The sequence below is a fragment of the Bradyrhizobium sp. I1.14.4 genome, assembly GCF_050435825.1.
Taxonomy (GTDB): domain Bacteria; phylum Pseudomonadota; class Alphaproteobacteria; order Rhizobiales; family Xanthobacteraceae; genus Bradyrhizobium.
In genome coordinates, this window is the sequence record NZ_JBNDLA010000036.1 from 17,878 (window position 1) to 42,871 (window position 24,994).

Annotated in this window: 20 protein-coding genes and 1 pseudogene; 11 read left to right on the forward strand and 10 right to left on the reverse strand. The window is 58.8% G+C overall.

From position 1 onward, the window contains the following. Positions 1-385: 385 nt before the first annotated feature. The 4 genes from ABIB78_RS35865 to ABIB78_RS35880 all read right to left on the reverse strand — a co-directional run bounded on the left by ABIB78_RS35865 (position 386) and on the right by ABIB78_RS35880 (position 5,546). Positions 386-1,696 (reverse strand): glutamine synthetase, encoded by a 1,311-nt coding sequence (locus ABIB78_RS35865; RefSeq protein ID WP_429033610.1) that lies wholly within the window; start codon positions 1,694-1,696, stop codon positions 386-388. After that, positions 1,686-2,555: a MurR/RpiR family transcriptional regulator gene (locus tag ABIB78_RS35870; protein WP_429033613.1), complete on the reverse strand. Its 870-nt coding sequence runs from the start codon at positions 2,553-2,555 to the stop codon at positions 1,686-1,688. Before ABIB78_RS35870 ends, ABIB78_RS35865 begins: the two co-directional genes overlap by 11 nt. Positions 2,556-2,891: 336 nt before the next feature. Continuing rightward, the gene (locus tag ABIB78_RS35875; protein WP_429033615.1) at positions 2,892-3,677 is read right to left on the reverse strand and encodes an enoyl-CoA hydratase-related protein; all 786 of its coding nucleotides are present in this window, start codon (positions 3,675-3,677) and stop codon (positions 2,892-2,894) included. A gap of 186 nt (positions 3,678-3,863) precedes the next feature. Beyond that, positions 3,864-5,546, reverse strand: coding sequence for an AMP-binding protein (locus tag ABIB78_RS35880; protein ID WP_429033616.1), 1,683 nt, complete (start codon positions 5,544-5,546; stop codon positions 3,864-3,866). 663 nt (positions 5,547-6,209) lie between these two features. On the opposite strand from ABIB78_RS35880, the gene ABIB78_RS35885 reads away from it, so the two are divergent. The 10 genes from ABIB78_RS35885 to ABIB78_RS35930 all read left to right on the forward strand — a co-directional run bounded on the left by ABIB78_RS35885 (position 6,210) and on the right by ABIB78_RS35930 (position 16,919). Next, complete coding sequence (locus ABIB78_RS35885; protein WP_429033618.1) at positions 6,210-7,091, forward strand: N-formylglutamate amidohydrolase; 882 nt, start codon at positions 6,210-6,212, stop codon at positions 7,089-7,091. Next, a complete protein-coding gene (locus tag ABIB78_RS35890) occupies positions 7,078-7,743 on the forward strand; it encodes an isochorismatase family cysteine hydrolase (protein ID WP_429033620.1) in 666 nt (221 codons plus the stop codon). The genes ABIB78_RS35885 and ABIB78_RS35890 overlap by 14 nt, the downstream gene beginning before the upstream one ends. A 130-nt stretch (positions 7,744-7,873) precedes the next feature. After that, entirely contained in the window at positions 7,874-9,106 is a 1,233-nt protein-coding gene (locus ABIB78_RS35895; protein WP_429033622.1) for an ABC transporter substrate-binding protein, read from the forward strand. A 123-nt stretch (positions 9,107-9,229) separates the two neighbouring features. Beyond that, complete coding sequence (locus ABIB78_RS35900; RefSeq protein ID WP_429033624.1) at positions 9,230-10,549, forward strand: M20 family metallopeptidase; 1,320 nt, start codon at positions 9,230-9,232, stop codon at positions 10,547-10,549. 32 nt (positions 10,550-10,581) lie between these two features. Then, positions 10,582-11,817, forward strand: coding sequence for an ABC transporter substrate-binding protein (locus ABIB78_RS35905; protein ID WP_429033626.1), 1,236 nt, complete (start codon positions 10,582-10,584; stop codon positions 11,815-11,817). 73 nt (positions 11,818-11,890) lie between these two features. After that, a complete protein-coding gene (locus ABIB78_RS35910; protein ID WP_429033628.1) occupies positions 11,891-12,646 on the forward strand; it encodes an ABC transporter ATP-binding protein in 756 nt (251 codons plus the stop codon). Next, entirely contained in the window at positions 12,643-13,374 is a 732-nt protein-coding gene (locus ABIB78_RS35915) for an ABC transporter ATP-binding protein (RefSeq protein ID WP_429033629.1), read from the forward strand. Before ABIB78_RS35910 ends, ABIB78_RS35915 begins: the two co-directional genes overlap by 4 nt. Next, entirely contained in the window at positions 13,371-14,255 is an 885-nt protein-coding gene (locus tag ABIB78_RS35920) for a branched-chain amino acid ABC transporter permease (protein WP_429033630.1), read from the forward strand. Before ABIB78_RS35915 ends, ABIB78_RS35920 begins: the two co-directional genes overlap by 4 nt. Beyond that, on the forward strand, positions 14,255-15,337 hold the full coding sequence (locus ABIB78_RS35925; protein WP_429033632.1) for a branched-chain amino acid ABC transporter permease: 1,083 nt from the start codon (positions 14,255-14,257) through the stop codon (positions 15,335-15,337). Before ABIB78_RS35920 ends, ABIB78_RS35925 begins: the two co-directional genes overlap by 1 nt. Before the next feature lie 274 nt (positions 15,338-15,611). After that, positions 15,612-16,919 (forward strand): aspartate aminotransferase family protein, encoded by a 1,308-nt coding sequence (locus tag ABIB78_RS35930; protein ID WP_429033633.1) that lies wholly within the window; start codon positions 15,612-15,614, stop codon positions 16,917-16,919. Positions 16,920-17,944: 1,025 nt separating this feature from the next. On the opposite strand, the pseudogene ABIB78_RS35935 reads toward ABIB78_RS35930, so the two are convergent. From ABIB78_RS35935 to ABIB78_RS35955, 5 genes and pseudogenes are all read right to left on the reverse strand, one after another. Next, positions 17,945-18,190, reverse strand: a pseudogene (locus ABIB78_RS35935) (transposase); the annotation flags it as partial. 431 nt (positions 18,191-18,621) lie between these two features. Beyond that, positions 18,622-19,995, reverse strand: a complete 1,374-nt coding sequence (locus ABIB78_RS35940) for a hypothetical protein (protein WP_429033635.1) — start codon at positions 19,993-19,995, stop codon at positions 18,622-18,624. 698 nt (positions 19,996-20,693) lie between these two features. Further along, on the reverse strand, positions 20,694-21,215 hold the full coding sequence (locus tag ABIB78_RS35945) for a transposase (RefSeq protein ID WP_429033636.1): 522 nt from the start codon (positions 21,213-21,215) through the stop codon (positions 20,694-20,696). 15 nt (positions 21,216-21,230) lie between these two features. Next, positions 21,231-21,509, reverse strand: a complete 279-nt coding sequence (locus ABIB78_RS35950; RefSeq protein WP_429033637.1) for a helix-turn-helix domain-containing protein — start codon at positions 21,507-21,509, stop codon at positions 21,231-21,233. A gap of 183 nt (positions 21,510-21,692) precedes the next feature. After that, complete coding sequence (locus ABIB78_RS35955) at positions 21,693-22,244, reverse strand: exonuclease domain-containing protein (RefSeq protein WP_429033639.1); 552 nt, start codon at positions 22,242-22,244, stop codon at positions 21,693-21,695. 378 nt (positions 22,245-22,622) lie between these two features. Between ABIB78_RS35955 and ABIB78_RS35960 the strand changes: the two genes are divergently transcribed. After that, positions 22,623-24,203 (forward strand): Fic family protein, encoded by a 1,581-nt coding sequence (locus ABIB78_RS35960; RefSeq protein WP_429033641.1) that lies wholly within the window; start codon positions 22,623-22,625, stop codon positions 24,201-24,203. 76 nt (positions 24,204-24,279) lie between these two features. Here the strand turns inward: ABIB78_RS35960 and ABIB78_RS35965 are convergent, their stop codons facing one another. After that, positions 24,280-24,696: a hypothetical protein gene (locus ABIB78_RS35965; RefSeq protein WP_429033642.1), complete on the reverse strand. Its 417-nt coding sequence runs from the start codon at positions 24,694-24,696 to the stop codon at positions 24,280-24,282. Between the last annotated feature and the right edge of the window lie 298 nt (positions 24,697-24,994).

Consider the following 24,994-nt stretch of genomic DNA (forward strand, 5'->3'; position numbering starts at 1 on the left):
TCAATCGTCGCGTGCGCAAGTGATGTAGGCACGTGTCCATCTCGCCGTCGCAAACGATGTCGATGCCCATTTCGAATTGACGACGCACGACCGATCTCACGGGATCCACGACAACGCGGGTAATTTCGCTAAGCCGCTGGCACCTTTTGCGGCGTACGAGCAATGCCTCAAGTTCAAGCGCGCTTTTGAAATTTACGCTCAGATCGCGGGCGCGAATGGTTTGACCGGGGGGCATCTGGCGCATGTTGGCAAACCGGATGAGCTTCATGCTCCGCACGCCTTCGGAGAATTGTTACGCCATAATTTCAGCACCAAGGATAGTTTCGGCTTCAGCAATCACCTCTGCTCGGGGCTGAGGAAATTGGTCCCGGACGTGTTCTGTTTTTCAATAGACCTGCTCGTACAGGCTGCAGATGTCTTCTTGAGGTTTTCCCTTGAGGAATGCCATCTCACCCATCTTGTGCTTTGCGTAAGTGTCACCGAACCCCGGAGGAAACCACCCGATCACCGTCGGGTTCGCCAGCAATTGATCGAGAGCCTCCGGCAATGATTTCGGCAGCCGAACAAGGCCACGCGCCGCCAGGACCTCTGGATCAAGAAGAGAAAGGTCCTCGCTTGTTGCATCCGGTATCGGTAACCCATCTTCAATGCCTTGGCAGCCAGCGTGTACGATCGCTGCAAGTTGCAAATGTGGACTTGCCGCTGCGTCGGCAGCACGGAACTCGAAATTGAACTGGGCGGCTTTGGAAACATCGCTCAGATCAGAGACGGGGCAGATGCGAACGGAAGCTTCACGGTCACGGAAGCCGAGATTATTGAAGGCGGCGCTCCAGCGGTGCGGTGTCAGCCGAAGGTACGACACGACGCTCGGCGCCGTGATCGCGACGATCGCATCGAGATACTTGAGAATACCGGCGATGAATTGGCCAGCCGTCTTGGAAAGCTCATGTTTCCCGTTCGGATCCCAGGTCGCCGGTTCGTCGCCATTGAGGAAGCTGAGGTGAATATGCACCCCGTTGCCCACGCCTGCTGGATTGCGGATGGGTGTGAACGTAACCTCCTTGCCGGAAGCATTCACAACCAGACGCACGAGCTCGCGTACGATCGTCGACTGATCCGCAATCGCAATCCCCCGCGATGGTCCCATCGTGACTTCATACTGCCCGGCGCCAAACTCTTTCATGAAGGTGTCTGGCTCCAGCCCTGCTGCGCGCATCGCCGCGACAAGTGTCTCAGCCAGACGCCGCTCGGCACGGAAGCCGTTTAAGCTGTACGCGTCTCCAATGAGACTCGCGGCATTCCGAAACTGGAATTCGTGTTCGAAGGCGCCGAATAGGGTCAGGCCGGCAACGCGATCCAGACGATCGAGAGCGCCCTTGAGGATCGAACGGGTGCAGTATTCCCACGGTCGGCCGTCAGTGTGGCGAATATCACCCAATGCGAAGTGCTCGACCGGTGTGCCATCACCAAGGTCGACCCGCACCCTTGCAGTTCCATCAGGAATGAGGACGAGGTCGCCAAGCGAACCGAAAGGGCTTTCAGCGATAGCGTCAAAACAGGTGATCTGCACGTTCGTCGGCGTCCAGCCGATTCCGCGCTTCGTCCGCTTGTCGAATTGCGTCGCTGGAAATGCTTTCCCGCGAACCTTGCCCGCAAGATCGGTACAACAGGCAACAATCATTTCCTCAGAGATCATCTTTGTCCCCCAACGCCTTGCCCGGCGACACCAGGCGAAGTCGATCCCAGGCCTCGAGACGCTTTTTCGTCGTGTGCCAGTTCGTTTCAGATACCTTGACCATCAACGCTTCGACGAAAGCGACGGCGCAGACGAGCGTGTCCCACGCTGTTTCAATTTCGATCGGCAGAGCGATGACGTGGTCGCTGTGACGCGCTATTGGCGACATCCATTTATCCGTGACCAGCACGATCGACGGTCGACACTCTTTTGCAACAATCTCCGCAAGTGTTTCCAGGTCGCGCTGGTAGCGGCGAAAATCGAACAAGATCAGGACATCTTGCTTGCGGATCGAAAGCAGCAAGTCGGGCCAGTGCTCCGGGTTTGGTGGAAGATGATAAACCTTCGGTCGAATCTGCTTAAGGTGGACCGACAGAAATCCGGCAAGGCTGTCACTCACGCGTCCGCCAAGCATGAAAATTGACCGAGAGGGATCCGCGATGAGCGCCAGGATGCGATCGAACTGTTCTTGCGGTACGCTCCCGCTCATCTCGTGTATGCGTCCGGCGGCACGGTGCGCGTAGTCGGCTAAAAAGGTCTTTGCGCTGCCTAGCTTTTCTGTTGCCTTGAGCTCCAGCGGCGAGCTTCGGGCTTCCCGGAGTTCTGCTATGAGTTGGCGCTGAAACTCTTGATAGCCAGCGAAGCCGATTTTGCTCACGAAGCGCGTGATCGACGGCGCGCTGACGCCCGTGCGTTCGGCCAGCTCCTGGATCGTCTGGAGAGCGCCGAACGGATAGTCTGCCAGCACCGCATCCCCGATCTTACGTTCACTGACCGTTAGATTGGCGCTTTCGCGCCTGATTGTCTCTCGAACTGTCATGCCACCTTACCGGATTTGGGCAACATTGGGGCCGAACGCCTCACTCCAGGAAATACGGATATGAAAAAAATATGTCAAATGAAAAATCGATAGTATATCTGATCAATAAATTTCTCCGTCCCAGGCGCCTCGCCGGAAGAGGGGACCAATGCCCATGGAAGCGCCTTTATCAACTGATGCTAAATCGAACATTCATCGCGTGCGGTGCAACACAGCGGCGTCTTGGACCGAAAGAGCGTCGTTTCCGACGGAAAGAAAGCATGCTGCCGAGCGGTCCTCAACCTGATGACGGAAGCGAAAGCAGTCTCGCCCTGATCTGGAGCAGATTTACTTGCGCTAGTTGCCACGCCAAATCGGCCTGCGTTTGCTGGTGAAAGCGACAGCGCCTTCAGTGGCGTCGTTGGATTCAATCAGGCTGCCTAGCAGCTTGTCGTTGAGCTCCCACAGGCGCTCCTGTCCCTGTTCGTTCGGAGCTTTGAGCAAGGCGAGGCTTGCTCGGATGGAGAGGGGGGCATTACGGGCAACCGTCTCGGCCAGATCCATCGCGACCTCCGTTAATTTGATCTCCGGGACTACGCGATTCACAAGGCCCAATTGATACGCGCGAGCGGCATCAAAGAGTTCACCCGTAAGGAGTATTTCGCTCGCGATCGCGCGCGGCAGTACTTCACCCAACCTGAATGCACCGCCAGCGCCTGCGACCAGACCGCGTTTGGCTTCCGGCAGCCCGAACTGGCAGGTTTCAGTCGAAACCGCGAGATCGCAAGCCAGCATGAGCTCAAATCCGCCAGCGATGGCCGCGCCCTGAACAGCGGCGATCAATGGCTTGGTTCGTGCTCGACTGACAAGCCCACCGAAGTGACCTTCTCCGAACAAGATCTCTTCGGCTTCGCCGTCGACGAACGCCTGCAGGTCCATGCCAGAACAAAAGACGGCGCCGTTTCCACGAATGACGCCGACTGCGAGCTCCTGATCGCATTCCAGCCTATTCACGGCCTCCCGCAGAAGCCGGCAAGTGTGCGCGTCTAACGCGTTGCGACGATGCGGCCTGTTGATCGACACAATCCCGATTTTTCCGCAGGTTTCAAACAGAACCGTCTCAGTTGAATCTGCCCCCGCCATGGATCACCCTTCTGCTTCTGCATCAGCCAGTTTTGCGGCTTCGTTCGCTTGAACACAAAGCTGCGGATTCACTCGGCGCTGCCAAGACCCGGCCGAAGTACTCAAGGTCTGTCACCTCGCGTGCGGCTGACGTCAGGATTGACGCAACAGCATCGGGAGTGGGCGAGCTCCAATACATCCGTACTCTCAACTGCCTGCCGCAGGCCTCTCCGCTGCAGCCTCATCCTCGGCCATCTTCCGCAAGGCTGTACGAACAATTTTCCCCGTGGTGGTCATGGGCATATCATCGATAAATCGCACAACGCGCGGGTATTCATGCGCCGCGAGCCGCGATTTGACGAAGCCGGCAATATCGTCAGCCAAAGCATCTGATCCGGTATATCCGTCCTTGAGCACGACATATGCGGCTACGACCGCACCTCGCAACGAATCAGGCTTAGCGACGACCCCGGCAAGACGGACCGCCTGGTGCGCAAGCAGGCAATCCTCGACTTCGGCAGGGCCAATTCTATATCCGGCCGAGCCAATGACATCGTCGTTGCGTCCGACAAAACGGAGCCGGCCCTCAGCATCGCGCACTCCCAGGTCACCCGTCAGGAGCCATTTCCCGTCCGGCCCGTCGACGAACTTCTCGCGCGTCGCGTCGGGATTGTTCCAATAGCCGATGAACATCACGGGGTCCGGGGACAAAACCGCGATGGCGCCCTCCGTCTCTTCATCTTGGCGCCTACCGGTAACAACATCGATCACATCAACAATGTGACCGGGCACGGGTCGGCCCATTCTGCCCGGCAAAGGTGGCTCCAGCGCCGCGCAGGAGGAAACCACCATGTTGCACTCGGTCTGGCCGTAGAACTCGTTGATCGTGACCCCTAGTGTGGCGCGTCCCCATTCGATCAATTCTGCACCCAGGGTTTCGCCGCCGCTCGCCACCGATCGGAGGTGACCATCAAGCTTTTCCGCCTCCGACAAGAGCTTCATCATCTTCAAGGCGGTGGGAGGCAGAAATGCATTGCGTATCCGGCAGGTCTTGATGAGATCGTAAGCTGCCTCTGCGGTGAATTTCGTAAACCGGCAGGCAACAACCGGGATACCATGATGAAGCGCCGGCATCAGCACATCGAGCAGGCCGCCAATCCATGCCCAGTCAGCCGGGGTCCAGAAACGGTCTCCCTGCTGAGGGAGAAAGTCATGGCTGATCTCGATTCCGGGAAGATGCCCCAAGAGAACCCTGTGCGCATGAAGAGCACCTTTCGGATTTCCTGTGGTCCCTGAAGTGTAAATCAGAATTGCCGGATCGTCCGCACGTGTCGCCACAGGTTCGAACTCATCTGATTCTGCGGCACACAGTGCTGCGAAACTCTTGGCCGGTTCTATCGCGCCATCGACACTGATGATCAGCTCCAGCGCTGGCAGGCGCCCAAGCACAAGTTTAAGTCGCTCAGCGCCGGAGGCGTCCGTCACGATTGCTCTTGCGCCGGAATCTGAAAGACGATGTAGCAGTGCATCGGGGCCAAACAGCGTAAATAGCGGGATCGAGATGCATCCGAGTTTCGCGAGCGCGATATGCGTCACGGCTGTCTCAAAGCGCTGAGGCAGCATAACAGCCACCCGGTCGCCCATCTCTCCCGCACGCCGGCCGATGCCGCTCCCTCTCAAGGCATTAGCCAGTCGGCTCGACATCGCCTTCAACTCGGCAAAGCTATATTCGCGAGTCGATTTTCCGGGCTCCACGTCGATGATCGCCAAACGGCCGGGCTCTTTGTCGGCCCACCGGTCGCATATATCCACGCCGATATTGTAGTCATCAGGGATATTCCACTGAAACGACCTTCGAACCTCGTCGAAGGTTCTTCCACGCTTGAGCATCACTCCCCCTTTGGCTTGCGTTTTAAGAAGGCCGTTATCCCGATCTATTCTCCGGGCGAAGCGCGACCTTCGGTTACTGTGCTGTTCCTGAAGTGCCCAACGGTCTGCTCGATCGTTTTGTTCGTCACATCGGCAGATCCTTCTTGCTAACGAGCGCGCCATTCAAGTGACCACCGCGTCTTTCGTGCATCTCGTCACGTCGATCGAGCAAGGGTCTCTCTGCCAACGCAGAGCTGCGCCTTAACTAGAGTGAACAGGGCAAAGCGAATTGTGAACGAACGCTGGCCGCGCAAGCCTCTTGCTCTCTCGTGCATGCCTTCTAGTCGGTCTAGCGCAGAGGCCTGCGCGGGAACGAGTACGTGCAAGCCATCGACAGCGTTCGGCACTTCCGTGTGAACCGGCACTGAGGCTCCTGACGGCCAGCAAATTGGATCCTAATGACTGGGGTGATCGATGGCGCACGACTGCTTGACTTCTGGAGAGCGCCGAATGGATGAACCGCCAATTGGGCGCGAAAGACTCCAGCTCAGTATTGGCGGGCGCAGGACGGAGCATGCGGATGTCTCTTGCACTGTCATAAGGCCCAGCGTGAGCAAATTCCATGCTTCAAAAAAACCTAGTTCAAGCAATAGGTCATGAAAAAAATATGTCAAATAGAAAAAATTGTTTGACTTTGATCATCAAATTTCGTTCAATCCGACCATGCAGTGTGGTGATGGGTGCCATGCAGCAGCCTTGGGTGATGTGTTGCAGCATTCAGAGACCTTCGCGAGTGTGCTTTCTCCTTCTGACCCGCGCCCGGTTGAGGTCGTCAATGCCGGCGGACGTGCTGGCTTTGTGCTGGTTTGCGAGCACGCGGGCGCGGCTATCCCACAACGGTTCGGAAATCTCGGTCTGCCCGCGGCCGAAATGCTCAGGCACATTGCCTACGATATCGGTGCCGAGGCTGTGGCGCGTCGCCTTGCAGATCGGCTCGATGCTCCGCTTTTCCTGCAGCGCTATAGCCGGCTCGTCGTCGACTGCAATCGCCCGTTTAGCGCGCCAGACTGCATTCCGGAGGTGAGCGATGGTAGAGTCGTGCCAGGCAACTTGCACCTTACGGAATATCAGCGCCGGCAGCGTTATGCGGCGATCCACGAGCCATTCCATCGGGAAGTGGCGGTCTTTCTAGATCGTCGCGCGACGACAGGTTCGCCGGCGATGTTGGTCGCGGTGCATAGCTTTACGCCGCGGCTGGCAGGAGGACCCGGGCGACCTTGGCAACTCGGTGTGCTCTCCAATCGTGACCGTAGCTTTGCCGAGCGTTTTCTCGGCTCCTTTCAGGAGCGCAATCCGACGACGATCTGCGCGCGCAACGAGCCGTATGTCGTCGACGACGAGGGCGACTACACGATCCCGGTGCACGGCGAGGCGCGCGGCTTGCCGCACCTTCTGCTTGAAATTCGTAATGATTTGATCGGCGATCCCGAGGGGCAGCACAGATGGGCGACCTTGATCGCCAACGGGCTGATCGATGCGCGAGAGAAAAAGCATGTCAACGGCTGAATTCCCGACGACACGCGAGGTGCCGCTCAATCCGAAGCAGTCGGCGTTGTTGTTCATCGACGTGCAGAACTTTTGCGTGCGACGTGATGGCGGCGAGTTCAAGGATGTGCCGGACGCCGAGATAGCCGGCAAGTACGGCTATTATTTCGATCGCTTGAACCGCGTTGCCATACCGAACATGCAGCGGCTGCAGGCCGCGTTTCGTGCGGCGGGCATAGAAGTACTTTTCACGACGATCGAGAGTCTCACCAAGGATGGTCGCGATCGCAGCCTCGATTACAAGATCACGGGCTTCAATGTCGCGAAGGGCTCATGGGACGGAAAGGTTATCGACGAGATAGTGCCCGGCGATGATGAAATCGTGCTGCCGAAATCCTCTTCGAGCGTCTTCGTGTCGACCCACGTCGATTACCTGCTGCGCAATCTCGGGGTCAAGCAGTTGGTGCTCGCAGGGGTCGCAACTGACCAGTGTGTAGAGTCTGCGGTCCGGGACGCCTGCGACCTCGGCTATCTGGTGACGCTCGTCCCAGATGCCTGCGCCACCTATAGCCAGGAGCGGCATGACAATACTCTGCGTGCAATCAAGGGTTATTGCCGTCAGGTCCCAACAGAAGCGCTGATCAAGGAAATCGACGGTATTCGGGCAAGGTAGAGAGCGCGGGAGTCGCTCAATTTTTGGGTTTCAGGCGAAGCCGGCTGAATCAAAAGACTGGCAATCGCAATCATCGATTGCACTCGCTGAGCTAATTTGGCGTGTGTGTGAGGGAGAGGGAAATACGACCATGGAAATTTCTAGTCGCCTTTGGTTGAGTCTGGGGTTTGCCGCTCTTATTGCTACGAGCCCTGCCCATGCGGCTGAGAAGGTCGCCAAGATCGGTGTGCTTGCACCGCTAGCTGGTGGCAGCGCGGCAGATGGCAGCGAAATGGTCGACGGCGCCAAGCTCGCCGTCGATGAAATCAATGCGGCCGGTGGCGTCGCCGGCTACAAGCTCCAGGTCGTCGTGGGCGACACGCAGAACATGTCAGTGGACTCGGTAACCAGCGCCGTCCAGCGCCTTACGAAGGACCCTGATCTGAATGCCATCGTCACCGGTTTCGCAGACTATAGCAACTTTGAGATCGAGTTGATGGCCGAGCAGGATATGCCGTATCTGCTCTATGGGAGCACCGATTCAACGCGCGCGATCATCGACCCCCATCCGGACAAATTCCCGACCGTCTGGTCGTTGAACGCCTCCTACGACGCCTACAAGACGGCAATGATTCCGGTGCTTCACAGCCTGGAAAAGAGCGGAAAATTGAAGCTGCCAAACAAGAAGGTGGCTCTGATCTCCACCGACAATCCGTATTCGAAGTCAATCATGAACGGATTGAAGAGGAGCTTCGAAGAGGACGGCTGGACGGTCACATCTTCCGATCTTCTGCCGACCGGCGAAATCGCCGACTGGCGGACGTTTCTCGTCAAGGTTCGCCAAGACAATCCGGCTGTCGTCATCAATACAGACCCGCGGGCGGACAACGCTGCGAAGTTTCAGACCCAGTTTCTCGAGCAGCCGACCAATAGCCTGGTGTTCATCCAGTATGCGCCGCACATTCCGGAATTCCTCAAGCTAACAGGCGAGAAGGGGACGGGCGTCATCTATAATCTCATCGGTGGAACGCTGCCCAAAAATCCTCGCACGGCCGAAATCAATACGAAGTTTCAAGCCAAGTTTGGCTACGAGCCCGGCTCGAGCGGACCCGCAGTCTACGAGGAGGTCATGCTTTACGCCGACGCCTTGAAGAAGGTCGGCGACCCCAAGAACCGGCTTGCTATCGGAAAAGCCATCGGTGAGATCAATAAGCCGACCGCGCAGGGTAAGCTGTCCTTCGATCCGGCGACGCATCTTGCCGTCCAAAGCGATGATGGTTTTCCGATCCAGTTCTACCAGGTCTGGGACGGCAAGCGGGTCCTGTTTTCTCCGCAGCAGCATGCCGACGGCAAATTCCGCATGCCGCCCTGGATGAAGCAATAGCGTTGCGGCCGCGCGGAGTTACCGCGTGGCCGCCCAGGCATGCTGATCCACGAGACTGGCGGCCACGCGTTGGCTGCCATGACGAAGCGATAATCTATGCTGGAAATAAGGGAGGGGTTTCAAATGGGCAATTTAGATGCTGCAGTGAAGGCCGCCTGGAGCGCGATCGACCGCGAGCGGAGTTACACGACCGAGCTCGCTCAAAGGTTAGTGCGAATTCCCTCGGTCAACCCGAAGTTCGTCAATGATCCAAGCCAGAACCGCGAGAGCGCCGTCCAAGATCTGGTTGAATCGGAGCTGACGTCACTTGGCATGTCGATCAACCGGTGGGACGTCTTCCCTGACAGACCGAACATCGTCGGTCAGCTGGCCGGCTCCGAAGACCGCAGCCTGCTGTTGTGCGGCCATATCGATGTGGTCCCTGTGGGGGAGCGCGGCACCTGGACAGTCGATCCCTTCGGTGGCGAAATCAAGGGTGGCAAGCTTTACGGGCGTGGCGCCGTCGACATGAAGAGCGGCGTTGCGGCCGCCGTTGCAGCCGTTCGAGGCATCAAGGCGGCAGGTATCGAACTTGAGGGTCGTCTTGCCATCCATTCTGTAGTCGATGAGGAAGCTGGCGGCTTTGGCGCGATAGACGCCGTCAAGCGCGGTTATCTTGCCAAGGCGGCGATCATCACTGAACTCACTCAGGGCGATATCCAAATCTGCGAAGGCGGTCTGGAATGGATCCGCATCACGATTACTGGCCGACAGGGCCATTCGGCGTGGCGCTACAACGAAATCTGGCCGCAGCGTGACGCCCCTGATCGGCTGCGGCCGGCAGTGAATGCGATCGATATCGCAACCCGTTTTCTGGACGCGCTCAGGAATTTCGAATATTCGAGGTGCCGCATGCGTCAGCACCCACTGCTCCCGCCCGGTATGAACACGATCAATGTCGGAGCGATGCGCGCCGGCGCGGGGCTTGGGCCGGATGGCTTGCCGCTCATCATGACCAATCCCGCCATCATTCCGGATGTGGCGGTCATCGACCTCGATTACAAATTCCTGCCTCACCAGACCAAGGAAGAGATCCGCTCTGAGTTCGAAGCGTTCGTCCATCACTTCTGCCAGCAGGATCTTTGGTTGCAGCAAAATCCGATCAAGGTCCAATGGGAGCTCGGCGGTCTTCATTTCCCGCCCATGGATACCGCACCTGACCATTCACTTGTGCAATCGCTCTGGCAACGGCGAACACAACTGGGCGGCAAACCCAAGATCTCGGGGATGATTGCTGTCGTCGACGCGGCGCACTACGCCGGGGCGGGAGTTGATTGTGTGATCTGCGGTCCAACCGGCGACGGTTTCCACGGTGCCGACGAGTACGTCGAGATCGCCTCCTTGGAGGAGACGACCAAAACCTTGGCGGCCGGAATCATCGACTGGTGCGGAATTAAAGATTGATCTCATGTGCAGTGAAAGAGGGGATTGCTACCATGAAAGCTTCTAGTCTTTGGACAAGTCTGGTCGTTGCTGCCTTGGCCGCCGCAACGCCCGCCCATTGTGCTGACAAAACCGCGAAGATCGGTGTCCTCGCGCCGCTGACCGGAAATTCAGCTGCGGACGGAAACGAAATGATCAATGGTGCCAAGCTCGCCGTTGACGAAATCAATGCAGCCGGCGGGGTGACTGGCTACAAGCTGCAGGTGGTCGTGGGCGACACCCAGAACCAGTCCGCCGATGCCGTGACCAGCGCGATCGAACGTTTGGCGAGTGACCGTGACCTGAACGCCATCCTCACCGGCTACGCCAGCGGCAGCAATTTCGAAATCGAGACCATGGCGGAGCAGGATATGCCGTACCTGATCTGGGCGAACTCGGCTCAGACGCGGGACATCATCACGCCCCATCCGGACAAGTTCCCGACTGTCTGGTCAATGGCCCCGTCCTTGGATGAGTACAATACGGCCATGGTCCCGGTTGTTAAGGGCCTTCTTGCAGTTGGCAAGCTCAAGCTGCCGAATACGAAGGTGGCGCTGATCTCTTCGGACAATCCCTATTCGAAGACCATCATGAATGGGCTGAAGAAAAGCTTCGAAGGCGCCGGCTGGACCGTAACGTCGGCAGACCTTCTGCCGTTCGGTGAGATCGACAACTGGCGAACGTTCCTTGCCAAAGTCCGCCAGGATAATCCGGCCATCATCATCAATACCGACTATCAGCCGGGCAATGCCGCGAAATTCCTGACCCAGTTCCTCGAGCAGCCGACGGATAGCCTGGTCTTCATCCAGTATGCGCCTTCGGTCCCCGAATTCCTGAAGCTGACGGGCAAGCAGGCGACTGGTATCGTCTACAATCTGCTCGGCGGCACGCTCGACACGCCTGCGAACCCGCGGGCTGCCGAGGTGATCAAGAAATATCAGGACAAATACGGCCACGAACCAGGCACATACGGGCCGGCGCTCTACGAGGAGGTCATGGTCTATGCCGACGCCCTGGCGAAGGTGGGGGATCCGACCAAGCGGCTCGCTATCGGCAAGGCCATTGGCGACACCCACAAGCAGATCGTCAGTGGTAGCCTCTCCTTCGATCCGAAGACGCACCTTGCGGACCAAGGCGACAACTCAATTCCAATTCAGTTCTTCCAGATCTGGGACGGCAAACGGGTTCTGTTTTACCCCAAGCAATATGCGGACGGAGAGTTCCGTATGCCTCCATGGATGCGGCAATAGCGCTACCGCCTTGCGGCCGCGCGGCATCGCTGCGTGGCCGATTGATCTACCCGCGACCAGCGAAGAGCACACGATGATAGAACTCAAGGATGACAAGCCGTTGCTCGAGATGCGCCAGGTGACCCGACGCTTTGGCGCATTGGTCGCTATCGACAATGTGTCGTTCTCGATCCGCAAGGGCGAGATCTTCGGTATTGCCGGTCCGAACGGCAGCGGCAAGAGCACGCTCTTCAACGTCATCACTGGGATTCCATTTCCCCCAAGCGAAGGCGAGGTGCTCCTCAACGGCAAGGCAATGCATCGGCTGAGCCCGCATCAGATCAGCCGCGCGGGCATCCTTCGCACCTTCCAGAAGGATGCAGAGTTTGCAACGCTGAGCGCGCGAGAGAACGTTTACGCAAGTGCCGCTTATTGCGCCCAGATGACCTCGACGGAAGCGAAGGATGCCGCCGAGCAGGCGCTGGATGACGTGTCGCTGGCGGTTGAACGACGGGCGAAAGCCGCGTCCGACCTCTCGGTCTTTGAGCGCAAGCAGTTAATGATTGCTTCTGCAATCGCGGGCCGCCCCAAGGTGCTTCTCCTCGATGAGCCTGCCGCCGGCCTCACCAAGCCCGAGATATCCGGCCTCTCCGACCTCATCTTTACCGTGCACCGACGCGGCATCACGGTCGTGCTCATCGAACACGTTCTGCCGCTTCTTTTAAACGTGTCCGAACGCCTGATGATTCTCAATCACGGCGCTATCATCGCCTCGGGTAGTCCGGCAGAGGTGGTACGCAACCCAAAGGTCGTCGAAGCCTATCTCGGCAAACGGGAGGCGAGGCATTGAGCAACAATACGAACGCACTCGAAATTGTCGACTTGCGCGCCGGTTACGATGCCTCCGATGTGCTGCTCGGCATGAGCCTCCACGTCGGACCGCGGGAGCGCGTCGGGCTCTTTGGACCCAATGGGCACGGCAAGACGACGCTTCTCAATACGATTTCGCGAGTGATCCGCCCCCGAGCGGGAGATGTCAAGTTCATGGGGGAGCCGATCGACCAGCTCGCGCCCCAGAAGATCGTGGCGCGCGGCTTGATTCACGTGCCCCAGGCCAATCGCCTCTTTCCCGACATGCAGATCATGGAAACACTTGAGCTTGCAGCCTTCACGCCGCGCGCGCGGGAGGAGCTGAAGACAAATCTCGACTATGTGCTCAAGCTGTTTCCCCGGCTTGCCGAGCGCCGTCGGCAGCAATGCAAGACGCTGTCAGGCGGCGAGCGCCAGATGCTGTCAATCGGCGCAGGGCTCATGTGCGCGCCTCGCATGCTGATGCTGGATGAGCCAACGCTTGGGCTGTCTCCGAAGCTCAAGGACGAGCTTGCCGAGGCAATCTCGGAAATATCGTCGCGCGGCATTCCGCTTCTCCTCGTCGAGCAGGATATCGCATTCATCCTGTCCCTGGCCGACCGCATGTACCTTGTCGACCACGGAGAAATCAGCCGGGAAATCAACCGGAGCGGAGCAGTCGATCATCAGGAAATCATGGACATGTATTTCGGGTCGGAGGGCGCATGATCACGAGCGACATCCTTAGCGCCATTCTCGTCAGCGGCATCGTGCTCGGCTCGGGCTATGCCTTGATGGCGAGCGGACTATCGCTGGTATGGACGACACTTGGCATCTTCAATTTCGCTCATGGGGTGCTGATGACACTCGGCGCCTATATCGCCTGGACCGTGTCGGACGCGGCCGGGCTCAATTTCGGATTGGGTGTGGCAATCGCCGTTTCAGCAGCGATCATGATCGGAGTGGGCATTCTGATCGAGCGGGTCATTGTTCGGCCGTTCTACGACCATCGCGATATCCTGCTCATCACCGTCATGACGACCCTTGCCACAATGATATTCATGCAGAAGGGGATCCAGCTGATCTGGGGGGCAAGGCTCAAGCAGTTGGCTCCGATCGCAACGGGTAACGTACAAATCTGGCAAACGACGATTTCCGCGCAGGAGGCGCTCATCATTGTCGTGGCGCCATTGTTGCTTGGAGCGCTTTGGCTTTTCCTCGACCGTTCGCGGACAGGACGCGGAATACGCGCGGTTGGCCAGAACCCCGATGCCGCCAGGCTGATCGGCATCGACGTCTCTCGTCTTTTTATCGTTACGTTCGCCCTCTCTTCTGTCCTTGCTGGGCTCACCGGGGTGCTTCTCGGATCGATCCGCCTGCTCACTCCGGAATTCGGCTCCGATCCGCTCGTCAAGGCATTGATCATCGTGATCTTTGGCGGGCTTGGCTCGCTGGGTGGGACGGTTCTCGCTGCCTATTTGATGGGAATCCTCGAGGCGGCCCTCGCGTTTTTCGTAGGCATCTACTGGGCACCCTCAATGATCTTTCTCCTGCTCATCCTTGTGCTGCTCGTCCGACCCCAGGGGCTCCTCGGAAAGGTGGTGCGTTGATGATGGCCCTCCCCGACGGTAAGATCCGCGACAGCAAGATATGGCTGATTGGCATCCTGCTCGTCGCAGGGCTCCTTGTGCCGATCTTCGTCCAAGACAGCTATCTGCGACATCTTTTCATCATCTCCTTCGTCTACGGGATTGTCGCAGCAAGCTGGGACCTCAGTCTTGGCTATGCTGGCATCTTCAATTTTGCCCATGTTGCCTTTTTCGGCGTCGGAGTTTACGCGACAGGACTGACCGCAAAGCTTCTCGGGATAGACCCGTGGCTTGCGATGCTCATCGGCGGGTTTGCCGCGTCCGCTGCTGCTGCTATCGTCGCTCTGCCCGTCATACGCCTTCAGGGCGTCTATGTGGTGCTGGTCACGTTTGCTTTCAGCCAGCTCGTGATGCAACTTGTGATCAATCAGTCAAATCTCACCGGCGGAACGCAAGGCATGGTGCGCGTGCCGACGATATGGCTGCCGGGCTACAATTTCCTGCGCGACTACAAGCTCGGTTACTACTATGTCGCCTTTGGGCTGCTTGTCGCCACGACCGTTTGTCTGCGCTGGCTGGTGCGCTCCGATTTCGGCCTCTCGATCAAAGCGCTGCGCGACAACGAGGACTACGCCGTCTCCCGCGGCATCCCCATTGCGCGGCAGCGCCTGAAGGTGCTCGTGGCAAGTGCGTTCTTTGCGGGGCTGGCGGGCGGCTTCTATGTCATCTATCTCCGCGTCGCCTCGCCGGAGGTCTTCGACTTCTCGACCGTGTCGCTCATCTTGAGCATGGTGCTTGTCGGGGGCACGTCCAGCATCTATGGGCCGCTGTTTGCTGCGCTCCTCCTGACCTTCATCTCGGAAGGGCTCGCAAGTATTAACAACTTCGCTGAAGGCCGCTTTATGCTGGTTGCTTTGGCGATGATCGTTGTCCTCCTGTTCTTTCCAAAGGGGCTTGCCTCCGCACTGCCTGCAAATTTTGGAAAGAATGCAAATCAAAAGCGATCGCAGCAACCCCTGATGGCTGCGAAGGACCAAGCGCCGACGACTTCGACTGATAAAGAGAACGAGGCTGGAGCTGCTAGTCACTCCGGGGTCCGTTGAACGTCCGCAGTCGCCTTCGGAGCGGGGCGAGGGCGAGATTGAAGCCTCCGATCCGGGAGACGATTTGAATCGCGTGGTAAGCCCCAGCATCGACCGGAGCAGGTTGAGGGCGAATTGGCCGGCTCTTTTGTCCTGATGACCTCGTGGGGCATAACGGTGGTGAGGCACCGCAGCGCAGATTTTGCAAGACGTCACCAGCGCGCTTGGTCGCACGCCAGTCGTAAGGGGCAAATTAGCGGCGTCCGTCTGCGGCATTTGAACTCAGGAAAGAGACATGACCCGTTTGTATGAACGTGAAGCCCAATCAATCTCGAAACTGGCTCATCTGCGCTTCTATCCGCTGGCTGTGACAGGGGGCGCCGGCGCGACGCTGATCACAGATGATGGCAGGGAACTTCTGGATTTTGCGGCTTCCTGGGGCGCTGCGAGCCTGGGTCATTCCGATCCTCGCATAAGGGTGGCGGTTGACCGCGCGTTGTCCAGCCAGGCAGGAGCAAGCTATCTTTCGAGCACTAATCTAGCGACAGTGCAGCTGGCCGAAGAGCTCCTCTCGCTCGTGCCCTCTCGCGCAGCGGGCAGGATCTGGTTTGGTCATTCCGGTTCGGACGCCAATGAGACCGTCGCACGCATTGTGGTTGCGGCGACAGGCCGGCCCCGGATCATCTCCTTCTCGGGCGCCTATCATGGTGGCACCACCGGCTCTGCCGCAGTCTCCGGTCACCCGTCGCAATCGATACCGAAAGCACCTGGCTTGACACTCGTACCTTATCCCAACAGCTATGCCGAAGGCGAAGAAGCCGCAGAAAAGGCGCTTGCTCAGCTCGATCGCCTTCTTGCGAGTACCGTTCCTCCGCAAGAGGTGGCCGCTTTCTTCATCGAGCCAATCCAGTCCGACGGCGGAATGCTGGTTGCTCCGGCTGGCTTCTTTGCAGAAATCGAGCGGCGCTGCCGCAAGTGCGGAATCCTCCTCGTCAGCGACGAAGTGAAAGTCGGATTGGGCAGAACCGGGCGGCTGCATGCCTTTGCGCATCATGGAATCGAACCCGACATCGTGGTGTTCGGGAAGGGTCTTGGCGGCGGATTGCCGATCTCGGCCGTCGCAGGGCCAGAAGCCATCATGAATTTTGCGCCAGCTTTCTCTTTTCAAACTTTACATGGAAATCCGGTTTGTGCCGCCGCAGCATTGGCTGTGCTTGAGGCCATCAAAACCGATCGGCTGGCGGAAAATGCTGACAGAGTGGGGGCCCAGTTGCTCTCCCGTCTCCAGGCCTTGAAGCAGAGACATCCGTTGATTGGCGACGTCCGCGGTCAGGGCCTGGCGATCGGAATAGAGTTGGTCACCGACCGGACCACAAGGGCACCGGCAAAACGACAGACCGCAATGACTGTTTATCGCGCCTTCGAATACGGATTGGTGATGTTCTATGTTGGCGTCAACTCGAACGTGCTCGAGCTTACCCCGCCATTGACGTTGACGCGAGAGCAGGCCGACCATGGTGTCGAAATGCTCGACATGGCTCTTACGGACGTCGAGGCGGGCAAAGTGAACCCCTCGCTGGCGGGAGCCTTCGCTGGCTGGTAGTCGAAGCTCGGGGATTGGATCTAGGACCTTTGACGCCAAGGCGGTGTCTCAGTTTGAACGTTTGAGCCGGCTTAATGATCGCACTGGTTGCGGTGAGCTAGATTAGGTTGCAAGATACGCGCTATGGGTGGTTGGCAGAATCTAAGTTGGCTCGATGGTATCGAGCGCGTACCTGGCTGGCGCGTCGTGTCGCTCGTCCTCGTTGCGTTGTTGGCGGCATGGGTCATCACTGCCCTTGTGTGGCCGCGCTTCTCGAATACGGCATCACAAACGGCCATGAGGCCATCGTCGGCGCTTTGGTGGACCAGAGAGCTTATCTTCTTCTCGATCGTCGGCGGGGTAGGGACGTGATAACGCCCAAAGACCCCGCTCAAGCATCTTTCGAAGAGAGAGTCCGGCGCTGCTCAGATATCTGACCCGGCAAACCATTCCAACCTATCCGGGAATCGACGCTTCGATGCACCTTACATGCATCCTCAATCGGGGGAATAGTCCGAAGGTCGCGGACGTGCGCCGGGCCTTGAAACCGCTTCTCGGCGAAACTGCTGCGTGATTTGTCGACGCTCATTGCCGTAGAACCCACGCACATCGGTCTCGCGCCGCAATCTATCGAAGCTCTGGCCATTGTCGCGCATGCACCGGGCATAGTCTTCCGCCGCTCCCTTCCATTTCGGGATAGTGCAAGTCCCACCAAGTTATGCTCGCTGACTGTCGAAATCTTGCCTGCGTCGAGCAGCACGGCGCCCATTTCGTGCACGTCTCCGCACGGACGAACGAATGTGCAGATAACATCGTGCACTATCAGCGTTCGATCCCGAGCGAAGTCACCAACATCGTCCGATTCATTGCATCGGAGTACTGACTCCGCCACTGAGAGAAAGAGAGAAAGTGCGTTCCACAGCGATTATTCGTATTAAGCCGTTTTAACTCCTTCATAGCCCGCGCGTGTGACGCTTCCATTGCATGAACTCGGGACTACAAGATTTGAGGAGGGGGCTGTAGCGGCCGGGGAGTTCATCCGGCGTTTCCTTATCCGACCAGGCGCCGCTGCCAACGAAATGCAGCAGCGATTGATGCCGGGCGGCCGTCCGTTCCGGAGCCGTCACCGTCGCCATCGGCTCCACGCTTCTTGCGACCGCCACGGGCCATCAGGCCGACGCAATAGTCGCGCACAGCGGCGCCTTCCGATCAGCATGACCGATGACACCGGCAAGCCCTTCCAAATACGCCGCAAATCGCTTCTCGCTCGTGTTGGTGCCACGCCCGCTCATGTCGGCCTCATCGGCTAATGGTCCATGCTTCACCATCGCTGATTCTGGCCAGCTAGAGCCCGCAGTTTTGTGACTCGGTCAGACTGGAGCCAATCTAGCAAAACAGACTGTATGAGAACGAAAGTAAGTATACCGGCGCCGACCACCGCAATGGCCCAGAGCCTGTTACATTGGCCGGGCGTGAGGTCGCCCTTTCTCCTGAGGGTAGTCCACCGTTCGCTCAACATCGCTGCTGCGAGCGAAGCAGCAACAGCGATCAGCTCTGCGACGGTTTTCGTCAGGTTGGGCTCGCCTCGTTGGCGGCCTCTAGCCGGGGTCGTCGCGCCGATCGATCTTCAGCCGAGTGCAGCCGTGGGCAAAGTTGGTCCCTACAAGTTGGTCCCCTAATCGGGGCAAAGTAGGTCCCCTAACTCGATCCGCAAGGACGATATTCAACCTCCTTTAAGTCGAGGTATCAGAATAATATTCACGCCTAGCGGATTATTTGGGCTCACTTCCCTGGACCCTCTCCCCAACTGCGCTGTATAGGGCTGGCCGCGGAGGTAGAAGTTTGTCATCGGCTGGCGCGGTGTCGGCAAAATCCTTCTTCTGTTGAGTGCACCGATGAGGATGTCTGGGGCTGGTTGGGGCCCATGGACCCAGCCAAGGTCTAGGACATGTCCGAAATCCTGCCGCGCCATAGCGTCGCGCGTTGTGGGCCACATGGCGCCATTAAAATCCGAGCCGCCGCCGCGCAAGCCTCGAGACCGCTGCGGTGATTCCGACGGCGGCGGAGATTCCCCGAACAGTTGCGTGAAGAGCAATTGTTGCGCGCAGTCACGCTGAGCGTCGTCACTCAAGTGCGAACCACCGACTCCACGAGCGGACGACGATTGCTCAGTAACGTTGGGCATCGGCGCATCAAAGGCATCGTTACGCATCATGGGCGATATGGCCACATTTGGGTCCGAACCGCCGCCTTGCAATCCCGTAGACGCCGGTGGGGATTCCGATGGCAGCGTTTCCCCGAACAGCTGGGTGAAGAGCGGCTGTACCGAGCTGTACTGGTGCGCACCGTCTCCAGCCGCCGACGGCGCCTCATCTACTTCAAGCTGCTGTTCCAGGTCCGCGGCGAACGCCTCCAGGTCTTTCGCGTGCTCCCGCAGCATCCTGACGCCAGAGTCCACGCTGAACTTACGCTTAGCCATATAGAATGCCGTGATGTCTTCTTTCAGCGAGACGTCGTTGAGGCGACCGTCTATAGCCCTTCTGCTTGTCGTTTTGAGCCACCCGCTAAACCTGTTAAGAGACCTAACTGCTTGGTTGACCCTTTTCCGAATTCCGACAAAGGGCCAGGGCTTTTCGGCGTCAATGTTCGCCTTGGCTGCCTCGGCCGCCGCCTTGACGAGCGCAGTGTCTTGGGGATAGGGAACCCGCTGAGCGCGACGGCACGGCGCGTGATCGGGGGGCCCAAGCGCGCCAGCGTGCGTTCGAAGCATCCTCAAGCCGACTAAGTGGGAGCCCCGGCGGTGAATACGGGCGAATGTCGCAATATCTTCATCAACGGTGTTGTCACCGGGGCGGCCGGCCATCGCGTTTTTATGCTCTCTTCGGAGCCATTCGCTAAACTTGCGAACCATATAAGTTGCCTGGGACACTTGGCGCGAGGTCTCGAGTTGCTCCCAAGGATGCCCCGCCGCAATAGCGACTCTGGCCGCCTGGGCCGCCTCGTTGATCAGCGCCGCGTCTTCGGGATAAGGATCCAACGCGATTCGCAGGTGCGATGCCTGATTGCTCGACCCGGGCTCGCCACCAGGGCCGGACACGTTGACTCCCCGACTAACTGCATCGCATTCTATGCGAACGGCGGGAGCCACCAGATCTGGCGATTCAGCGCGCGTCCCGAGCGGGGCAGAACTGGAAGTTCGGCTGCATCCACCAGGGGCAAAACCCATTTCATATGCGGTCCCGCCATCCGTGCTGCCGTTCCGTAATTGAGAAATGTGCGAATTCCCTCCAATGCCTGACATATCGATCTCCGATGTGAATGAGAATGACTATGCCTCTCATCAGCAAAGGCTGTGCCGACGCGTCCACCGATTAGGTTGTAAATGCCTGACTTGGATATTTCGAGCGACGTCCGAAAGCGATCGTCCCACTTTGGGGTATGATCGAGACCTAATATCAAGGTGCCGGGTTTTGCTCCCAAGTGATTGTTACCGCATTGGTGAGGTTGGCGCCGCATCGCCCGCCCAACCTTCCTCTTGATTCACAACTTGCGCGACCGAGTCGGTCGCTAAACCCAGTCCGGGCAAAACTCCGGCGCCGTCCACTGGCACGAGCCGTCCCGATCCGCAGTATCGAAAGGCATGTCCCGGTTGATCCTTTGCGCCGGCAAGTGGACGTCTGGCGGCGAGGTGGGCGGCGGCGATCAAGGTGAGACCTTAGCGACAATCCTGGGTTCTTCCGCATATTTGGTGCAGCATGAGCGATCGGGGTTGGAGAGGTTGCCCGGTCGTCGTTCTCACGCAGCCAGGAGGACGCGTCGACGCAATAGCGGGTAGCTTGCCCGGCCATGCATTTGTCTTTTGATGGCTTTGATCCCGCTGATCTGGCCTTCGACCGGACTGGTTGTCCAGGAGGTAATTATTGCCGCTCGGACCGCATCGATGTCGCGCGCGATGCCGTTGGCGAAGCTCTTGAGCTCGCTGTTGCCTGCTTGTGTGATCCATTCATCGAGCTCGGCGATGTCGCTACCACTGAGAAGGGACACAAACCGCTTCGCCAGATCGGCCGCCGTGGCGAGTTCGGGAGCTTGCGCAAATAGATGGCCGAGGAACAACCTGGCTTCAGCATCGATCTGATCCGGATCCCGGCTCAAGTACCAAGCACAGCGACGATGCGTGGGAGCTTTCCAGGTCAGGTGTGGTTGTGCTGCTCCTTGCGCGTCTGCATGTGCACGCCTGTCAGCGGCCCATCGCGCGACGGTCACCCGACTTCCGGTATAACCCAGTTGCCGAAGCTCCCGCCAAAGCTGCTGGCCCACCTGGCAACCGGAGGCCTACCGCGCTTCGAGCCATGCCTCGAAGGGCGAGAGAAGATGTGAAGGTCGGTGATGACGCGAATGCTGCGGTTCGCCGCCAGCGGCCAGCCAGCGCTGAACAGTGCGTCTGTCGACGCCGAGCAGTTGGACGATCCTGGATGTCGGGCAACCTTGCCGGCGGAGGCGACAGATTTCATCCCAGCGCTCGCGTCGCGCAGCCTTTCGATCCGCCCGCAACCTTGCAAGGCCGGGCGGCGGCGTGGAACTGCCGGTCTTCGCTCGCTGCGCGGACGCCATGATTTGCACGGCGGCGGCTACGTTGTCCGGCTGAGAATGTGGCCGCCGATCGACAAGGAACCCGGTTATGCCTACGCTCTCCGAGGGCTCCGGAGGTATGCCCTGAGGAGCGAGCTCTCCCACAGCTTTTATCGACGAGCCGGTTGCTGAAAATCCGACCAAATTCCTGGTGCCTGGCGAACCTCAATTGTCGCTACCTAAATACCTATAAGGAATAAAATTTGGCTCGCAGTTGACGCCAGAACCGGCCGGAAAAGGGAGTCTAAGAGAGGATGAGGAGGTCAAAATTGGCCTATAACGGCATGAAAACGGGTTAAGACCGCCGATTTTCCCGATCGGTCTGACAACTTCGTGTCGAATCCGGAATTGTGAGCGATCACGATCGCCGCATCTTCGACGAATGCCGTCACGGCCGCTTCGTCGATCCGGTGCCCAGCGACCATCTCGTCGGTGATGCCGGGTGAGGGCGGTGACTTCGAACGGTATCGGCACGGACGGCTCGTTGAATGTGGAGAACGTATCTCGGACGCCGGCGACGCGACCATCAGACAGGTAGTCGAACTTCACCATCCCCAGTTCGATGATCTCGTCTTTCCGCGCATCGAGACCTGTGGTCTCCGTGTCGAGCAGGACCGCCGTCTTGGTGTTTTGACCGACTGGTGGCGTGAGCGGAGTCGGCGGGAGCAGCCGCCGCAGGACGCGATAGTCTGGCGATCTGCTCAGTGCGTCGGTCATCGCGGCCAGGTTGATGTGTCCTGAAACATCGCTACTCGAATGACTTGGCACGGTCCGCTGGACGGGTGGTCGAACCGACACGTTACAGGACGGCCGGTCCGTCGGACGTGGTTGGTCACGCAAAGGCGGGGCGGAAAGGGAATTCGGCGGCCGCGAGGCCCCGTGCACCGTGCTATGGTAGGCAATGCATATTATTCGAATTTTACGGACATATTTGGCCTGCTATTCGAGTGTTACGGACATTCCCTTGAAAGCGGCCGGCTTACTCGACTAATAAGGGGCAAGGCTAATCGAGTTTTATGGACAAAAAAGCCATATTATTCTAGCTTTACGGACACTGCATCCCCTTAATCGAAGATTACGGACGGAGAAACCTCGATGGCATCATTCGGCGAAATCGAGATCACCACGGGTGACGACACGGCCGACCGCCAGATTCGCCGCCGCGCCGAAGCCGGAGAACTGAGGCGGATAGTCGAGCGCGTCTATACTTCCAACCTTCACGACGACCTGGCCACCGTCGTGAAACGCAACATCTGGTACATCCTTCCTCACCTCTTCCCGAACACCGTCATGACGTCGAGGACGGGCGCGAAGGTTAATACCTATCAACCCGAGAAGGGGGGAAAGTCTTACGTGTTCCTAACGGGACCGTATTCGACCCGCACCGTCGAGCTTCCCGGAATGGAAGTGAGATTGATCCGGGGCCCGACGGCGATGCCCGGTGATACGCCGATGACGACGTCCGACTTCTACGTCCCGTCGCGCGCGCGAACGCTGCTCGAAAACCTCAAACCGTCACGCGCGCGTGGCGGCATCGATCGCAACCTCCGCGAAGACGAGCTCGAGGAATATCTCGTCACGCTTCTCGATTCAGGCGGCACGGAGAACTTCAACGAGATCCGCGATCAGGCTCGCACCTTGGCGCCGCAACTACAGGCCGCGGCAGAATTCAAGACGCTCGACCGCCTCATGGGTGCGCTCCTTGGAACGCAGAAGACGCGCTTCGCCAGTCGCGCAGCCCAGATGCGATCATCAGGCGCTGACAGGGCCTGCGTCGAACGTTTGCAGGCGCTGTTCGCGCATCTGAAGTCCCTAACGTTCCCGAACCTGCCCGCTTCCAAGGACGGTGCGGTCCGGCAATCGACGGCTTTCATCGAGGCGTACTTCTCCAACTTCATCGAGGGCACCGAATTCACGCCTAAGGAAGCGCAGCGGATCGTCTACAGCGGTCAGGCGCCGGTCAGCCGCCCCGCCGACGGCCACGACATCCTCGCGACCTATCGCCTGCTGACCGACGAGCGCGCGCTCAAGGCTATCCCGTCCGACTACGAACAGTTCGAGAACATGCTGCGCGCGCGTCATGCCCTCCTGATGGAAGCGCGCCCGGAGAAGCAGCCCGGCAAGTTCAAGACGGCGCCCAACAGCGTTGGCGGCGTCCAGATGGTCGCGCCAAATCTCGTCATCGGCACCTTCAAGATCGGTTACGACCTGCTCCAGGGTCTAAGCGAGCCTTTCGCCCGCGGACTATTCCTGCATTGTCTCATTGCCGAAGTGCATCCCTTCGATGACGGCAACGGAAGAATGTCGCGTCTCCACTTCACTTCCGAACTGCTACAGGCCGACCAGGCGCACGTCATCATCCCGACCGTCTTCAGAGACGACTACATCGGCGGTATGCGCTCTCTCACGCGGCGCGTGGATCCGGCGCCGATCACTAGGGCATGTCTGCGCGCCCAAGAAGCCGCTGCCGCGATCCAGGTACCTACCGTCGACGACGCAATTGTCGCTTGGGCGAAGACCAACGCGTTCATGAAACCCAACGCGAACGCGCGGCTGGAGGCATACGATCCCGCAACCGAAATTGACTGGCGCGGCGAAATGCCGGCGCCGGTAAGCTACTGGGAAGCGGAGGAGAACCCGCAGTCGATCCTCTCGCCGAACTCCTTCAGCCGGTGAAAACTGGCGAACCGACAAACAACAACGAGAAGTGATCGTAGGATCAGGGCACACCAGCCGCTGCAGGGACGCCCGATCAGGCGGGACTGGTTTTGGATTTGAGGAAGGCGTTCTCGAGGTCGTTCGTAGCCGCGGACAGCCAGTGCTGGATTTCTTCGATCATCCGGCACACGTCGCGGATCTGGCCAAGGTCGGCGACAGCCGTCATGACGACGCCGGGATCGGCCTCGGCGCCCAGCACTCTCTTGTAGTCCGCCGCTGATTTGGTGACGAAGACGAGAGCATCTTCCGCCGGAAAGCGCTTGACGGCGAAGTGTGCCAGCAAGTTGCGTAGCTTCCGGAATTCCTTGATGCGCCCGAGGGCGAGCGCGTTGTTCGGCGCGATGTCCGGCGCGGTCTCGAGAATCGTTTCGATGTCGGAAAGGTGCATCTTCGCGGTCTTGCCGAGCCATGCCGACGGCAGAGCCTTGGCGTGGTCGAGCACCTCGATCATGCGCCGTAGGTTGAAATCGATATAGCTGTAGAGCATAACGATCTTGCCGATTAGAACGACGTGGTCCCTGTTCGGCGCGGGCCAATCGATGATCGGCTCGGAGGCGTTCCTGACGAGATCCATCAGGTATCGATTGCGTTCGGTTTCGGTCGACGATGGTAGCGCCACGTCAACTCTCTCCCGGTCGCGAAGGACCGAAGGCGGTCGGGTTCGCCTCGACGTATTCCGTCCAAAGACGTTGCACCATCGCCTTCACCTCTTCGGGGCAGTGATCGTCGCCGTTCGGTAGTCTGTTGCC